Annotated in this window: 6 protein-coding genes (1 of these 6 cut by a window edge); all 6 read right to left on the bottom strand. The window is 66.5% G+C overall.

From position 1 onward, the window contains the following. Positions 1-15: 15 nt before the first annotated feature. Positions 16-906, bottom strand: a complete 891-nt coding sequence (locus VJ923_RS03825) for an HAD family hydrolase (protein ID WP_326438732.1) — start codon at positions 904-906, stop codon at positions 16-18. Between the two features lie 220 nt (positions 907-1126). Further along, positions 1127-2926 carry an ABC transporter ATP-binding protein gene (locus VJ923_RS03820; protein WP_394355969.1) on the bottom strand — a complete coding sequence of 600 codons (1800 nt, stop codon included), beginning with the start codon at positions 2924-2926 and terminating at the stop codon, positions 1127-1129. A gap of 92 nt (positions 2927-3018) precedes the next feature. Next, positions 3019-5070 carry an ABC transporter ATP-binding protein gene (locus tag VJ923_RS03815; RefSeq protein WP_326438728.1) on the bottom strand — a complete coding sequence of 684 codons (2052 nt, stop codon included), beginning with the start codon at positions 5068-5070 and terminating at the stop codon, positions 3019-3021. 14 nt (positions 5071-5084) lie between these two features. After that, positions 5085-5414, bottom strand: a complete 330-nt coding sequence (locus VJ923_RS03810) for an AzlD domain-containing protein (protein WP_326438726.1) — start codon at positions 5412-5414, stop codon at positions 5085-5087. Beyond that, positions 5411-6148, bottom strand: a complete 738-nt coding sequence (locus VJ923_RS03805; protein WP_326438724.1) for an AzlC family ABC transporter permease — start codon at positions 6146-6148, stop codon at positions 5411-5413. The genes VJ923_RS03810 and VJ923_RS03805 overlap by 4 nt, the downstream gene beginning before the upstream one ends. Positions 6149-6357: 209 nt before the next feature. Then, positions 6358-17197: the final stretch of an LPXTG cell wall anchor domain-containing protein gene (locus tag VJ923_RS03800; RefSeq protein WP_326438722.1), read on the bottom strand. It continues 17603 nt past the right edge of the window; 10840 of the gene's 28443 nt are visible here — the last part of the coding sequence; the start codon falls outside the window, past its right edge — the gene reads right to left on this strand; its stop codon occupies positions 6358-6360.

The raw sequence follows: 17197 nt of genomic DNA, 5'->3' as shown, positions 1-17197 counted from the left end.
TTGGAATTTGCAGCGCTACCATTCCAAAATATCGTAGCCCTCGGCGTTGGCGGTGCGCGTGAGCGGGCGATCGGGCGTGACCGCGAAGGCGTTGCGCGCGGCGGCGAGCATGGCGCGATCGGAATGGTGGTCGCCGTAGGCCCAGGCGAGCTCCCACTGCCCCGCCCCGAACAGCTCGTCGCACAGGCGGTTGAGCACCGTCACCTTCTCGGCTCCCTCGATGGGCTCGCCTTCCACCTCATCGGTGTAGGTGCCCTGGAAATCGACTTTCATGCGCGTGGCGATGGCGTACTGAATGGGATGGCGCTGCATAGCGGCGGCCACGATGGGCTCGAAGGTGGCCGACACGCACACCACCGCGTGCCCCGCCGCCTCGTGGGCCGCCATCTCGGCCTCGGCGTCGGGCCGAAAGCGCGCGTCGATGGCGCGGTCGTAGAAGTCGTACAGGAACTGGTTGACCTCGTTGGCCGGGCGCCCCGCGAAGGCGCGGAACACAAGCCCGCGCACCCAGGCCTCGTTTTGCGGCAGCCGCGTCTTGTAGGCGATGCCCCAACCGAGAATGCGCGCGATCACCGAGGGGGCCAGCATACGCCGGCGCGCCAAAGAGCGCACGAGCATGACCGGCGAATTGCCCTGGATGCAGGTGCCGTCGAAATCGAAGGCGGCCACGAGCACCTTGCCCTCGTCGTTGCGCGCGAAATCGCCGCCGAGCAGGCGCGTGGCCCCCAGCGCCCCGTCGGCCACGCGGCAGACGCCCTCGGGCAGAAGAGGCCCATCGCCGCGCCAGGCATCTTCGTCGGGGATTCTCACATAGGGGCTCGCCACAGGCATGATCACTCGCTCGTCCTTCACGGTGCGGTCGGATTCGATACGGTTCGTTGCGGTTCGATACGGTTCGTTACGCATCTTGCCTATGATAGCCGAGCCGCCCCCTAGCGACCAGCCGCACCGCGTTTCTGCAAGAAAGTTTTACGGAGCTGCTACCCGTTTTACGAAGCCGCCACTCGTTCCCACGAAGCCGCCACTCGTTCCCGCAAAGCAGCTCCTCGTTCCCGCAAAGCCGCTACTCGTTCCCACGAAGCCGCCACTCGTTTCCACAAAGCAGCTCCTCGTTCCCGCAAAGCCGCTACTCTTCGAACCGGTCGTTGCAGGAGGCGAACTGCGAGTTGTACAGATCGGCGTAGAACCCGCCGGCGGCGAGCAGCTCCTCATGGGTGCCCTGCTCCACGACATCGCCGTCGCGCATGACCAAAATGAGGTCGGCGGCGCGGATGGTGGAGAGCCGGTGCGCGATGACAAAGGAGGTGCGCCCCTCCATGAGCCGGTCCATGGCCTGCTGGATGCGCAGCTCGGTGCGGGTATCCACCGACGAGGTGGCCTCGTCCAAAATGAGCATGCGGCGGTCGGCCAGAAGCGCCCGGGCGATGGTGATGAGCTGGCGCTGGCCCTGGCTGATGTTGGAGGCGTCCTCGTTGATTTCGAAATCGTAGCCGCCGGGAAGCATGCGGATGAAGTGGTCGGCGCAGGCCTCGCGGGCGGCGGCCTCCACTTCCCCATCGGTGGCGTCAAGCCGGCCGTAGCGGATGTTCTCGCGCACCGTGCCGGAGAACAGCCAGGTATCTTGCAGCACCATGGCGAACAGGGCCCGCACATCGGGGCGGCAGATAGCGCGCAGGTCGGTGCCGCCGATGCGAATGGCCCCCGCATCCACATCGTAGAAGCGCATGAGCAGCTTCACCATGGTGGTCTTGCCCGCGCCCGTCGGCCCCACGATGGCCACGGTCTGGCCGGCGGCCACCTTCGCGGAGAAGTTGCGGATGACGGGCTTGTCGGGCGCATAGCCGAAGCGGACCGCGTCGAATTCCACCGACGTATCCAGCTCGTCGGTATCGACGGCGCACGGTTGCGCGGGCACCTCGGGCAGATCGAGGAACTCGAAGATGCGCTCGGCCGCCGCGGCCAGCGACTGCAGCACGTTGGACACCTGGGCGAGCTGGGTGATGGGCTGGGTGAAGTTCTTCACGTACTGGATGAACGCCTGGATGTCGCCCACCGTGATAGCGCCCGTCACGGCGAAGAACGCGCCCGACACCGCCACGGCCACATAGCCCAGATTTCCCACGAACCCGAGCGCCGGCATCATGAGCCCGGAGAGAAACTGGGCCTTCCAGCCGGCATTGAACAGCGCCTCGTTGTCGCGCTCGTAGGCGCGCACCGTCTCGTCCTCGCGCCCGAAGGCCTTCACCACCGCATGGCCCGAGAAAGTCTCCTCCACCTGGCCGTTCAGGGCGCCGAGCAGCGCCTGCTGGGCCACGAAGTGCTTCTGGGAGCGCTTCACCACCGCCATCACGAGCACCAGGGAGAGAGGAACCATGAGCAGGGCCACCAGCGTCATGACCCAATTGATGGTGAGCATCATAACGAGCACGCCCACCACGGTGACCGACGAGGTGATGGCCTGGGTGATGCCCTGGTTGAGGCTTTGGCCCAGGGTGTCCACGTCGTTGGTGATGCGCGAGAGCACATCGCCGGTAGAGGTTTTCTCGAAATAGCCGAAGGGCACGCGGTCGATCTTCTTCGCGATGGCGTCGCGCAGGCGGTAGCAGGTCTGCTGGGAGATGTAGCTCATGACCCAGGACTGCACCCAGGAACAGAACGCCGAGAGCAGATAGAGGGCCAGCGTGGCGAGCAGAATGCGCCCGATGGCGTCGAAATCGATGGAACCGGTGCCGGCCGCTTGGGCCACAGCGCCGTTGAAGAGCACCGTGGTGGCCTCGGAGAGCACCTTCGGGCCCACGATGGAAAACGCGGTGGAGGCCACGGCGAAGATGAGCACCAGCAGAAGCCGGCCCTTGAACTGGCCCATGAAGGCGAGCATGCGCTTCATGGTGGCGCCGAAGTGCAGCGGCTTCTCGCCGCCCATCATGCGCCCGGCCGGACCGTGGCCGCCGGGACCGTGGCCGCCGGGTCCGTGGCCCGGGCCGCCGCCGGGCTTGGGGATAAAGGAGGGATGCCCGCTCATCGCGCGCCCCCTTCTACGCACTCGCCGGAAAGCTCTTCTTCGGAAAGCTGGGAAAGGGCGATCTCGCGGTACTCGGGACACGTTTCCATGAGCTCGCGGTGGGTGCCCACGCCGGCCACGCGGCCCTCGTCGAGCACGACGATGCGGTCGGCGGAAAGCACCGTGGAGATGCGCTGGGCCACGAGAATGACCGTGGAGCCTTCGGTCCAGCCGGGCAGCGCCGCGCGCACCTTGGCGTCCGTGGCGTAATCCAGGGCCGAGAAGCAGTCGTCGAACAGGTAGGCCCGGGGCTTGCGCGCCAGGGCGCGGGCAATGCAGAGACGCTGGCGCTGGCCGCCGGAGACATTGGCGCCTCCCTGGGAAATGGGCGACGCGAGCCCGCCCTCGCGCGCCTCCACGAAATCGAGCGCGCAGGCCACGGAAAGCGCCCCGCGAATGACGTCCTCGCTGACGGCCTCGCCGGACTCGCCGACCGCGCAGGACACGCCGGCCCCGTCGGCCTCGCCAGCCGTGCCGACCTCACCGCATTCGCCAGCCGCGCCGGCCCCGTCGGCCCCGCCGACCGCCGCGCCGCCATAGGCGATGTTGCTCGCCACGGTGCCCTCGAACAGGAAGGCCTTCTGGGGCACGTAGCCGAACTGGGCGCGCAGATCGGCCTGGGGCATCGCCCGCACATCGACGCCATCGACGGACACCGAGCCCGCATTCGCATCGAAGAAGCGCTCGATGAGCTTCACCACCGTGGTCTTGCCCGAGCCCGTGGGCCCCACGATGGCGAGCGTCTGGCCGGGCTCGGCCGCAAACGACACATGGGAAAGGGCCGGGTCGCCCTCGTCGCCGTAACGGAAGGTGACGTCGTCGAAGACCACCCGCGCACCCCGAGCCGGCGACGGGCGGGAGACACCCTCCGCAGGGGCGGACGCCCGTCCGCCCTCATCAGGCGGGATTGACGCGCTTGAGGAGGCGCGCCCGAAGTCGCCCCCTGCGGAAATTGGGTCCGAAGTCGTCATGGCACCCGCGGGAGTTGGTGCGGGGTCCTGCACGGAAGGCTCGGTGGCGAGCACCTCGTTGATGCGCTGGACGGCCACGTCGGCGCGGGGCAGCATGATGGATATCATGCCCATCATAAGGCAGCCCATGATAATCACCATGGCGTAGGTGATGAACGCGATGAGGTCGCCGGTCTGCATGGAGCCCGCAGCCACGCCGGCCGACCCGAACCACACGATGGCCACCGAGGTGAGGTTCATCACGAGCATCATGGCGGGCATCATGGCGGTCATGGCCCGATTGGTGAACAGCTGGGTGCGCATGAGCTTGAGCGACGCCCCATCGAAGCGCCCCTCCTCGTAGCCCTCGCGGTTGAAGGCGCGCACCACGGGCAGCCCCGTGAGCATCTCGCGGGCCACCAGATTCACCTTATCGATGAGCTTCTGCATGATTTTGAAACGGGGCAGCGTGAAGCGGAAGAGCACGGCGATGACCGAGAACACCACCGCCACGGCCACCACGACGATCCAGCCGAGCTCAGGGTTGGTGGCCATCACCATGACCACGCCGCCGATGGCGAGAATGGGCGCGTAGAGCACCATGCGCAGCAGCATCGTGCTCACATTTTGAATGAGCACCACATCGTTGGTGCCGCGGGTGATGAGCGAGGCGGCCGAGAACTGGTTGATCTCGGCATCGGAGAAGGCCACCACGCGGTTGAACAGGCGACTGCGCAGGCTGCGCCCGATTTTGGCGCCGGTGCGCGAGGACACGTAGCCCACGGCCACATCGAGCGCCATGGAGCCGGCGGCGAAGGCCAGCATGAAGCCGCCGATGCGCAGAAGGTAGGCCATCTGCAGGGGGAACAAATCGACGCCGGCGGCCTTTAAGCCCTCCAGTGCATCCACATCCTCCACGCCGGACTGCGCGATGCCCACATCCACGATCTGGGACGTGAGCACGGGGATGGCCAGCTCGCAGCCGGCCTTTATCAGCAGCAGCACCATGACGAGGGCCACGGCGCCCTTGTGCTGGCCGAAAAACCGAATCACGCCCACGGTGCGCCCCTCCCCTACACCGCGAAGAAGGCAAGCGCCGCGTACACCGCCACGCCGGCGACGGCGGTCCACAGAAGCGAGCGTGTCTTCGCCGCCACGAGCGCCGAGGCCACGGCGGCCACGAGCGGAATAGCGGCGGGCCACACCCCCGCGTCGAACATGCCGGGGTTCAGAAGGTCGTTGGCCACCAGCGCCGCGAAGGCCGCCGGCGGGATGAAGCCGAGGGCCTGGGCGAGGCGCGGCGGCAGCTCGCGGCCCTTCAGCAAGAACAGCGGGATGACGCGGCAGGCCCACATGGCGAGCACGCACCCCGCAAGCACGAACCAGAACTCGCCCCAGCTCATGGGCGCTCACCGCCCGAGGCTTGGGCAGCGGCGGTAGTCGCGGGCGTCGCCCGGCGCGGGAAGATCGCCGAGAACGCCAGGGCGCACACCACGCCGGCGATAGCTCCGATGAGGATGGCCGGGCCGGTAAGGCCCAGGGCCTTGCAGAGGTACACGCCGGCCATGGCCACCACCACAGCGACGATATTGGCGGAAGTGAACTTCTGGGTGACGAGCAGGCAGATGAAGATGGCGGTCATGGCGAAGGCGGCGATGCTCACCGGGATATCCACCGCCGCGCCCACCGCGCAGCCCACGATGTTCGAGATGGTCCACGAGCTTTGGGAGAACAAATTCACCATCAGCGCCCGGTCCACCGACCAGTTGCCCTCGGCGAAGCGCGCCGTGTTCACGCCGTAGGACTCGTCGGTCACCGAGGCGGCGAACAGGGCCGAAAGCCAGCGGGGGCTGTCGGCGCACTGGGGCGCGAAGGAGGCCGCGTAGAGCATCTGGCGGGTGTTCACCAGCGACACCGATGCCGTGATGGCGGCCACGCCCGAGCCGGCGAGGAACATGTTGGGAATCATGAACTGGCCGGCGCCCGAATACAGGAGGATGGACAGCAGCGCCACCTGCAGAGGGTTCAGCCCGATGGTGTTGCCCAAAATGCCGCAGGGAAGGCCGATGGCCACATAGCCCAGCATGATGGGAACGGCGGCGGAGAACGCCGAGAGTATGTGCTCGCGAGAAAACATGGGGCCTATGATAGCCCACTCTCGGCAATTTCCAAGACCCCTTCCGCGCCGCGGCGCGGGTTTTTCGCAAGCGCTCCAAACGGGCCCGAAAAAAGCAGGTGGCCCCGTGGGTAATCAGGATTCCACGGGGCCGTCTGCTTCAACGGAGATGGCGTATGTCGATCGGCAGGTGGCCCTGCGGGTAATCAGGATTCCGCAGGGCCGTCTGCCTATTCGGAAAGGTCTTCGTCCTCCTCTTCCTCGTCGTCCTCGCGCTTGCGGGCAAGCACCGCCAGCACCAGGCCGAGGGCGGCCACGAGGGCCAGGCCGATCATCCACGGCATGAGCTCGTCGCCGGTCTGCGGAAGCTTCACGTAGAACAGGCGCGTGCCCCACGGCGTGGTGAACACCAGCGTGCGCCAGTCGTCGGCGTCGCCGGTCATGCCCAGATCCACCGAGCGGCCGTCCTCCGGCACCCAGTTGTAGGGCACCAGTAGGTTGAACTTCTGGCCGTAGGCGTTGGGCGTGGTGCGCGTGGCCGTGAAGGAGCCGAGCACGGACATGGCAGGCGTGATGCCGACCCGTCCGCCGGCGCCGATGACGGAGTTGGCTGCCTCGCCCCAGTCGGAGTCGTTGTTCTCGTCGCGGCCGGCGTTGATGGCCACCCACTCCTTGCCATCCGGCATGTAGGAGCGGACGCGGTACAGGTAGGGCTTGTCGTTGCCGTCCACCATGGGCAGGTTGTCGAAGCGGTAGGCGCCGTTGACGTCGCTGTCCATATGGGCCACCTCAACCCAGCCGTCCTCGGAGCGCACCTGCATGCCCTCGATGGCCGCCAGGGCCGTGGGCGCGTAGGAGGCGCCGTTGAAGCCGATGGCGTCGGTATCGATGACCATGCGGTCGAGGTAGACCGTCTGGCCCGGCACCGCCACGGCCGTCTCGTCCTGCAGGCCGTCGGCCTCGGGATCGTCGAAGACCACGCCGGCGATGGCCGCGAGCGCGTAGGGCACCAGACCCGTGTCGTTGAAGTTCGAATCCTCGGACAGCGAGATCACCCACACGGTGCCGTTCGGGCCCATGATGTAGGCGGCGCCGTTGCCCACCAGATCGCGGCGGTCGGAGGGCTCGGCCAGCACGATGAGGCCGCCCTGCGGGTCGCCCGGCTCGATGAGCTTGGTGTCCTCGTTCAGGTCGGAGTCCTGCTCGGCGGAGCCGCGGTTCATGTGGGTCACGCCGTAGCCGCGCGGCAGGTCGTCCACCGTCACCTCGAAGCCGTAGAGCACCGTGGTCTCCTTGCCGTTCACCACGCGCTTGCCGGCGACATCGAGGTTGTCGAAGATCCAGTGGCCGTCGGCATCGGAGAACGTGGACTTGTTGAAGGTCTCGTCCAGATGCCAGCCGGTACCGGTCTCGTCGGTGCCGAACCAGTAGCGCTTCAGCACCACCGGCACGTTGGGGATGCGCACCGTCTCGGCAGCATCCTGGATGCCGTTGTAGTTGTCGTCCTGCCACACCACGCCGGCGATGTGCGCCTTGGCGATGCGGAACAGGCCGAAGCCGTGGGCGCGAGAGCTCTCCCAGTTCAGGTCGGACCACTGGTTGTCGCCCACCAGCTCGGCCAGACGCTCGGTGTAGGCGGCGAACAGCTCGCTATCGCCCGTGCCGTCGTAGACCGGCTCGTTGGGGTCGTCGTCCGAACCGCGGTCGATAACCTCATGGCCGTCCTTGTCGATGAACAGCGGGTTGCCGTCGGCATCGGTCTTCTGCTTGCCGAAGATGGCCAGGCCGTACTCGTCGCTCATCTTGTCAAGGTCGTCCATGGTGGCCGTCTTCAGCCACGCGATAACCTCGGCCTTGAAGTCGTCGGTGTAGGTCGGCTTCTCGGGCTCGGCCGGCTGCTCGGGCGTCTCGTCGCCCTCGGAGCCCTCCTCACCGGTCTCGGCCATGGGCATCACGCGGGTCGTGAAGGTGCTGGCCGCATCCGTGCCGGGCTCGGTCGTATCGCCCGAGTCGATGCCGCCGCCGGCGCCGGGCTTGGGCTCGCCCTTGCAGCAAACCGTCTCGTGGCCGCAATCGGGATCGACGCACAGGCCGGTCTCGGCATCCTTCTCGTGCAGGCAGGCCTCGCACTTGTCGCAGATACCGTCGCCGATCGGGTTGCCGTCGACATCGGTGGCGCCGACCTCGTCCACATGCTCGCACGGGTCCACCGGCTCGATCGGCTCGATCGGCTCGATGGGCTCGGTCGGCTCCTCGGTGCCGGGCGTATCGGAGGAGGCCTCGTCGAAGGTGGCGTAGGCGCCCGAGGTGCGCGAGGACTCGGTGTCGGTGGCCAGGCGCGAGAGCACGATCAGGTCACCGGCCTTCTTGCCCGCCTCGACGAGCTCGGCAGGCAGGGTCAGGTCGCCCTCGTGCAGCTGGTCTTTGATGTTCGGACGCAGGCCGTCGGTGGCCTCGTCGTAGTCGGAGTTCGTCCAATCGTCGTAATCGTCGTCGACGTGCTGCAGCGTCATGGCCCACACGTCGCTGTCGGGGTAGCTCACAATCTCGGACTTGTAGGAGTACAGCACGTTGAAGGGCTCGCCCAGAGCCTGGTGCTCGCCGGTGCCGAAGGCCATGAAGTCCCAGTAGCCGTTCTCGTCGGTCACGTCGAAGGCGGAGCCGGGCACGTACGGGAACTCGGGCACCTGCTCGCTCACCCAGCGCGTGCAGATCTCGTCCTCGCCGGCCAGATCCAGCACAGCGTCAGCGCTCAGCGGCTCGAAGGTGTGCCAGCCCAGACCCTTGTCCTCTTCCTTGCTCAGGTCGTGAACGCCCGTGAGCTCCACCACGTCGTCCTGGGTGAACGTCCAGTCGCGGCGCCACACGCCCTTCTCCTCGGCGGGCGTCTGCTCGTCGATGAGGGCCGCGCAGGCCTCGAAGGCGTTGTACAGGTCGCGCTCGTTTGTCGTCGGGTTGACGAAGGAGTCGATGGCGACCTTGTGGTCCTTCTCGATCTTCCTCAGGGCATCCAGCTTCCAGTTGGCCGCACGGAACGCCTCCACCTTCTCCTCGGCGGTAGCGCCCTCAAGGGCCTCCAGGGAGCTCTTGATGCCGTTGAGGTAGGCCAGCACGGCGGCCACGGCCTCGTCGAAGGTCACCTCGGGCTTCTCGGTCTCGCCACCCTCGGGCTTCTCGGTCTCGCCGCCCTCGGTCTCGCCGCCCTCGGTCTCGCCGCCCTCGGGATTCTCGGTCTCGTCGCCCTCGGCGTGGGTGTCGAGGTTCTCGTCGCCCTCGGTCTTGTCGCCCTCGGGCTTGGTCCCCTCGGTCTTGTCGCCGTCAGTCTTGTCGTCGTCGTTGTTCCACGTGCGGGCCAAATCCTCCAGCAGGCCGTCGATCTCGCCGTACTCGTCCTTGGTCAGGCCGGAGTTCTTGTAGCTGGGCTTGGTGGGATCGACCTCCCAGTAGCCGGCGCCGGTCACGTCGTACCAGTAGCGCTGCAGGCGGACGACGGTGCCGGGGATGCCGGCCTCGTCGCTTTGCATGACGCCGTCGGAGTCCTCGTCGTTCCACACGTTGCCGTCGATGAGCACCGGCATCTTCTTGGTGAGGCCGGCGTCGAAGGCGCGCTTGTAGTACATGCGGTTCGCGAGGTCGTAGTTGTTGGCGCGGTAGGTCACCGCGTAGGCGGAGGAGAGGATGCCGCCGTTCAGATCGGCGTCCTCGTCGATCTCCTCGGCCACAACCGCGTACACCTCGTTCGCCTTGTCGTTGTCGTTGACGTTGTCGGTCAGCTTCGAGTTGAAGGACATCAAATCGGAGTTGTCGCCGGTGTCCACGCCGTCCACATGGAAGCGGCTGGCCACGTACTCGCCGGAGTCGTCGATAACCATGATGGAGTAGCCGGTCAGGTACGGCGTGGCCGTCTTGAAGTTCGGGTTCTGCGCAGCCAGCTCCTTCTGGCGCTTGTCGTAGGCCGCCTTGAGCGTCGCATCGCCCTCGATGGCCTGAATCTGCGCGGCGGACAGCGAGACGATCTCCTCGGCGTTGAGCGAGCCGATCATATCCGCGGACAGCGGGCGGTTCCACAGCACCTTCAGGTCGGAGGCGGACAGCGCCGTACCCTGGGCGTTGGTCACGCCGTAGGGCTGATAGACGTACTGGATGTCCTCGCCGGGAGCAGCCGGGCGGTTGACCTGGTCGCCGACGAGCACGTAGCCGGGCAGGTTGTCGAAGTCGTAGATGCCCTCCTTGTCGGTGACCGTCCACAGCTGGTGCGGGGCGATGACGAAGCCGCCGCACAGGTCGCACTCGTCGTCGTTGTCGGCATCCACGTGGGGCTCGGCCACATCGGCCCAGGCGTTGCACACGCTGCACCAGGTGCTGTGCGTGTTGTCGAGGTTGATCTTGTAGCCGTTCTTGACCTGCAGGTCCTTGTTGTCGCCCGAGATCACGTGGTTCTCGGTGCCGCACACCTTGCCGCAGTTGCTGCAGACCAAGTCGTGCTGCTTGGTGTTGCCCTCGTGAGCGGTGGCCGCAAGCTTCAGGTGCAGGCAGGCGCCGCAGCCGTCGCAGATGCCGTCGAGGTTGGCATCGGCGTGCTCCTCGGAGCCGAAGAGCTTGCCGCACTCGTCGCGGTCGCAGACCACGTTGTGGGTCTTGTCGTCCTTGGCATCCACGCACTTCGTCGTGAGGTGCAGGCAGTCGCCGCACTTGTCGCAGACGCCGTCGGCGGCGATGCCCTCTTCGACGTTGCCGTCGGAGCACTCCTCGTTTACGGCCTCGGCATCGCAGTCGGGGCACGACCAGGTGTGACGGCCCTCGTTGTTGCCCACGTAGGTGGCGTTCTCATGGGTGCACTCCGGGTCGGTGCCGGGCACCGTGACCTCGGTGTCGCCGTCGCCCTCGCCGCCGGTGCTGCCGGTGCCGTCGCCGGTGCTATCGCCGGTGTTGTCGCCCGCACCGTCGCCGGTGTTGTCGCCATCGCCGGCATCGCCGGCACCCTCGCCGTCGCCCTCGGCCAAAGCGCGCAGCGTGAAGCTGCCCATGGCCGGCTGGGTGATGGTGCGGGTCAGGCTGGCCTGCGCCGCGGCGGACTCGCCGGTATCGCCGGCAGAGGAGCCATCGCCCTCGCCCGCATCGGGCTTGCCCTCGGGCAGCGGGTCTTTGTACTGGCGGCCGCCGTTGAAGTTGGTGTTCTCCACCCAGTAGCCGGAGTCGATCATCGGGCGGATGCCGGCGTAGTACAGAGCGTCGTAGTCGTAGGTGCGGCCGGAGCGGATCAGGTACACCTTCTTGCCGTCGGCGCCGGTGACCACGTTGTTGGCGTGGTTCTCCACCAGGCGCAGCACGCCGCGGTCGTACTCGTCGGTAGCCTCGGTGCTATCGAGGTAGAAGACGTTGCCGTCCTCGTCCTCGAGCAGCTGGCGGCCATGGGCGTCGCGCTCGGGCACGAAGTAGTACTGGGTCAGGATGACGCGCAGTCCCTCGACGCCCTCCTCGTCCTTGTCGCGGTTGTCGGTATCGATGCGGTCGTCGGAGGTGTCGGCGTCGTTCTTGCCGTCGTAGTCCTCGTCGAACCACGCCTGGCCCACCAGGCTGGAGCGGTCGGGCGGCACGAAGCCGGCGTTCATGGCGTTCTGGTTCTGGCCCAGGGCGAAGTCGTAGCCGAAGTAGCGGCCCGTCGCGTCCATGACCGGCTTCTTGGCGCTATCAAGCACCTGCTTGCCGTCGTCGGTCAGACGCGGGGTCACCTCGGCGTAGCCTGCGCCCTGGTTGTTCCAGATAGCGGCGTTCTGGGCAGCGTAGCTCTCCTGCTTGCTCGCCAGCACGATGCGGTAGGCGGCGTCGTTCTTGGTGACCTCGCCCTCCACGGCGGTGCAGATGCGGTCCTTCACGCCGCACGGCTCGCCATCGCTGTCAAGCTCGGTGCCGGTCTGGATGTTGGAGTGGCCCAGGAACACCGGGTAGTTGTTGGCGTCGTACATGGACCACAGCGTGACCAGGCCGTCCTGGTTCGTCTCGGGATTCTGCTCGGTGGCGGTGACCATGGGCTGGACGCGGGAGTTCACCACATCGTGGATGGTGGTCTCGGCCTCGTAGCTCGTCACGAGCAGCGACGCCATGCCGGCATCCACCGTCTCGGTCTCGCCCTTGTCGTTGGTCACCGTAACCGCGTCGTTCTTCACGCCGCTCACCTCAACGGTGTAGGACACCAGCGTGTAGTCGTAGGTGCCCTTGTCGGCGTTCCACTCGCGGTAGGCCGTCGGCAGCTGGTCGAAGACATAGTAGCCGGACACGTCGTGCAGCTCGGTCACACCGTCCTTGGCCAGCGCCTTCAGGTTCTCGTTGTCGCCGGTGAGCACGGACACCTTGCCGCCGCCCAGATAGGTGGAGTTCGGGATGACGAAGGTGAGGCGCTCGGCCGGCGTGACGTCCTTAAGACCGCCCTTGCCGTCGTCGACCTTGCCGTCCTTAGCAGCCGGGTTGATGGTGGGCGTCGGGCCCCCCTCGGCCACGCCGTCGGCCACCTTCTCAGCCATGACGCTCTCGTCGTTGCCGAAGTGCGTGTTCTGCACCCACTCGCCGTTCTTGTACAGCCACTGCTTCAGGATGACGCGCTTGTTGTTGTAGCCGTACTCGATGAAGTCCTCGGTGACCTTCTGGCCGTCCTTGGAAAGCGTGGTGCGCTCTTCGGTGTTGTAGTTGTACAGGCCGTCGTAGTCGGCATCCTCCCAGACGTAGCCGTCGATGGCGTAGGCCGGCGGGAAGATGAGGCCCGCATCATTGTGGTCGCGGCTCGCGCCCATCATGAGGTCGTAGGCCACGAGCTTGCCGCTTTCCATGGGGGCCTTGGTCTGGGTCTTGCCCTCCGCGTCGACCACCGGCTCGCCGTTCTCGTCCAGCACCAGATTCGGCGTCTGGTCGGCGTTGTTGGAAGCCGGGGCGTACACGATGTTGGAGGCGTGCGAGCTGAGGCCGTCGGGCGTGGTGCCGTCTTTGGCCACGGTCTCCAGCAGCACGATGTACTCGTCGGCGGCCGTAAGCTCGTTGCCCACGGTGAGGTCGGAGTCCTCGGTGTAGGCGGCAGCGGACACGCGGTACTTGCCCTTGAACAGCTCGCCCTCGGTGACGCGCGGGTCGGTGACCTTCACCTTGTAGCCGTAGACGACCCACTTGCCGCCCTTCAGGGCCGCAGTCTCCAAGTTCTCGAAGTTGTAGGTGCCGTCGCGGTAGAGGTCCGACTTCTTCTCATTCACGAAACCGAAGCTCTCGCCCACCGCCAGCTCATGGTCGGCGTCCACGCCCTTCTCGATCATGACCTTGCCCGTGGTGCAGGTCTTGGAGAAGCTCGCGTCCTTGGTCCAGGTGCCGTCGGTGTTATCGGCGTTGGGAACGAAGTAGTAGCGCTCCAGGGTCACCTCGTAGCCGTTCAGGGCCTCCTCGGCGTCGCGCGTGCCCTCCTCCTCGTCGAAGGTCACGTCCTGGATGCCGTTGTTGTTCACATCGTTCCACAGGATGCCGCGGATGGACTGCAGGGTGGGATGCACGATGCCCATGTCTCCGCCCTTGACGGCCTTGGGCAGCGACACCTTGTGCTCCCACTCGCCGCCGTTGCCGTCGGGAATGGTCTCCACTACGACCTTCTCCATGTCAACGGTCAGCCAGTCGTAGGCCGCCACACCGTACAGCGGCGCATCGGGGCGCACCAGCTGCTCGGTGCTCACGCGGGCGAAGTCGCTCGCGTAGGCAAGCTTCGTCTTGTTCTCTCCCTCGGCCACGCCCTTGCTGGCCACCACGATGCGGCCGCCGTGGTCCTCGCCGTCCACGTCGCCCACCGAAGTGCGCGTGCCGGCGATCTCGGCGACGCTCTTGGTCGCGGCGCCGTTCTCGCCCGCAGCGGTGACCTCGGCCGCGACGACGGTGCGGTCGGTAACCGTGCGGCCCAGGCGAACGTCCTTGCCCGCGCCCTCGTACTTGGCGAAGTTCACCACGCCGAAGCGGTCGGTGGACTCAACGTCGGACTCCACCACGTCGCTGCTGGCGGCATGGTAGCGGGTGAGCATCCAGCTGGTGCCGTCGGCCTCGGTATCGGAGCCGTCGTGGGCCAGGCCGTCCACTTCCACCTCGTAGCTGGCCAGCGAGTAGGTATCGCCGTACATCGGGGCCGAGTCGGCCGGGTAGTCGGTGGCCCTATCGGCGTTCACGAGCGTGGTGCCGGCCTTATCGGCGTCCTGCTTGCCGACGTAGCGCGGCGCGAGTTTGATCTCGCTGTGCACCTCGTCGCCGCAGCCGACCCAGCTGGTGGGCAGGTTGTAGAAGGCGTAGGTGCCCGGATTCAGGTCGTCCACCACGTTGCCCTGGTAGTCCAGGCCCAGAGGACCGGTGGTCACCGTGCGGTCGCCGTCGCCGTTGACGACCTTCTGAACCTTGCCGTCGCGCACGGTCTCGGTCTCGGTCGGGTTGTAGGACACCACGCGCTCCCACTCGGGATCTTCGGCCGTGCCGTTGTTTACCCAAGTGACGTCGCCGCCGAAGGCGCGGGTGCGCACCCAGAAGCCCAGGGCGCCCTCGTCGCCGCTCGCCGCGCGCACATCGCTTGCGGCTCCCTGCTCGGCGCGGGTGTACAGCAGCTTCCAGGCCAGCTCGAGCGTCGCATCGGAAGACTTGTCGATGGTCTTCATGGCCTCGATGGGATCCATCGCATCAATGCCCAGCGCCTTCAGGTCGTCCTTGGTCAGCAGGTTGTAGACCAGATGCGCGTGGCGCAGCGCGAAGTTCTTCCACATGTCGTGGGTCACGTAGTGCCACTGGGTCAGCGCCACGGTGCGGCCGGCGAGACCCGCCTCGAACTCGGGCTGGTACACGCCGTCGTAGGAGCGCTCGTGCTCGGCGCGGTCGCGCACCGGGTCGGTAGCGGCCCACTCGTCGCTGTAGGAGTCGTCCCACACCACGCCGGTGATGGAGGTCTCGGGAATCTTCACGAAGCCGCCGTCGCCGCCCTGCTGCACCTGGACGTTCTCGTCGGTGTCGTAGGTGACGCCCTTGTACTTCTTCTGGGTCTTGTCGTTGGTAGAGCTTTCCACCGCCTCGTGGGCCACGATGACCATGCCGTCGGCACGGCCGGCCGGCACGCGGTTCTTGAAGGCGGCGTTCTTCTCCGTGTCGCCGGGCGCGGGCACAGAGTCCTGCATGTCGATGAAGCGGTTCACCAGGCCGAAGGCCTTGGTGGTGGAGTCCATGGCGTCCAGACCCTCGGAGGTGTAGTAGCGGAAGGCATCGGATTCGGTGCGCATGCCCTCGGCGTTGCCGTCGGCCACCACGGCGTCAAGCTCGCCTGCGACATGGGGGCGCGTCAGGGTGTAGCCGGCGATGGCCTCGTTGGGCACCTGCTTGTAGAGGTCGGCCGGATCGGTATCGGCCACGGCCACGGTGTAGCCGCACAGGTACTCGCGGTCGCTCGGCTCGTTCAGCTTCTGAGCATCGGGCTTCTTGAAGCTCGTGGGCACCAGATCGGTGCGGTACTGGCCCAGCTCCAGGTCGTCCTCCGGGTCGGTGCCGTAGGAGGTGGTGAAGGGATAGTACGGGTCGAGCACGCGGTTGCCGTTCTCGTCCAGGCTGTAGGTGCGCTTCCACGTGCCGTCCGGGCCGCCGGTCTTATCGGTGTCGTCCAGGTAGTACTTGGTCAGGCGGATGCGCACGCCGCCGATGCCGCGCTCGCCCTTGGAGACGAGGTTGCCGTTCTTGTCGTAGACATCCTCCTGGCGGACGCCGTCGTAGTTGGCATCCTCCCAGATGTAGCCCTCGATGGGAGCGGAGGGCGGCACGATGTAGCCGCCGTTCATGCGGGTCTCGTTCTTGCCGAAGGCCAGATCGAAGGAGGCCAGCGGCGCCGTGCCGTTCTTGTCGGCGGAGTTCACCACGTAGGGCGTGCTACCCGTGCGGGCGCCCTTGGCATCGGCGGTGGTGGAACCGGCCAGCACGATGACGGAGTCCATGGTGTGGATGTCGCCGTTGGAGCTGAACGCCTGGCTGCGGATGAGCGGGAAGGTCTCGGGGCCGTAGCGGTAGGCGTAGGACGAGGTGCCACGCACGTTGGCCAGACCCTTGGAGTTCCACTGGTCCACCAGGTAGTCCGGAGCGGTGAGCTTGTTCTTAACCAGGTAGTCGGAGGTCTGGGCCTCGTAGTTGCCCGGCTTGAAGTCGGCGTTGCCGCGGATGGCCACGGTGTAGCCTGCCAGGTACTCCTTGCCGTTGATGAATACGCGCACCGGCAGGTCGTCGAACTGGTAGTAGCTGTCCGCTTCCTTGTTGGTGACGCTCTTGTTGCGGGTGGTCACCGTCTTGTAGTAGAAGGGCGCCTTGGTCGTCTCGGTCGGACTCCAGTCGCGGTCGTTGCCGTACTCCGTGAACGCGCCCTGGGGCACCGGGAACCAATGGTTGTCCGTCGCGTCGGGAGACGGATAGGCATTGCCCTTGTTGACGTGATCGGGATCGTAGTACCACTGGCGCAGGTACATCCTCGTCGGGCGATCGGGCACCGGCTGCTTCTCGGGGCTCTTCAGGTCGATGAACTGGCCCGTGTTCACCATGTCGGCGTAGGTGCCGGGGATGAGGTTGTAGATGCCGTCCTTGTAGTCGTTGTCCTTCCACACGTAGCCGCCGATGGAGCGGTAGGCGGGCTTGATCTCGCCCACGTCGCCGGCCACCTCGGTCAGCACCGGATGGGTCCACTGGTAGATGGTCGCCTCGGCGGTATCCATGGCGTTGGCAGCCGGGATGTCCGCGTAGCTGGCGGCGATGCCCTTGGAGGCGTCGTTCTTCACCTTGGCAAGGATGACCTGGCCGTCGTTGGCGCGCACCGAGCCGTCCGCCGCGTAGCGGTGCTGGATGGGCCAGCTCTGGTACAGAGCCTTGATGTTGGTATCGGTGATGCCGAGCGTACCGGCGTTGCCGGCCACGCCGGCCTTGGTGCCGGGCACGTCGGAGTCTGTCGCAAGGCCCTTGGCCGTCGCGTCGTCGTTGGCGAAGCTTACGGGCTGGTGCGGCGTAGTGATGTGCCAGGGGTCCTGCACGCCCTTCTCGTAGCCG

Source organism: Adlercreutzia shanghongiae (assembly GCF_035830635.1).
Classification (GTDB): domain Bacteria; phylum Actinomycetota; class Coriobacteriia; order Coriobacteriales; family Eggerthellaceae; genus Adlercreutzia; species Adlercreutzia shanghongiae.
Note: the sequence above shows the minus strand (reverse complement) of the source record. Positions and strands in the feature narration are given on the sequence as shown.

Excerpts from the sequence above, each read along its gene's own strand:
- VJ923_RS03825 (WP_326438732.1), bottom strand. The coding sequence starts at position 906 with ATGCGTAACGAACCGTATCGAACCGCAACGAACCGTATCGAATCCGAC.
- VJ923_RS03805 (WP_326438724.1), bottom strand. The coding sequence starts at position 6,148 with ATGTTTTCTCGCGAGCACATACTCTCGGCGTTCTCCGCCGCCGTTCCC.
- VJ923_RS03820 (WP_394355969.1), bottom strand. The coding sequence starts at position 2,926 with ATGATGGGCGGCGAGAAGCCGCTGCACTTCGGCGCCACCATGAAGCGC.
- VJ923_RS03810 (WP_326438726.1), bottom strand. The coding sequence starts at position 5,414 with ATGAGCTGGGGCGAGTTCTGGTTCGTGCTTGCGGGGTGCGTGCTCGCC.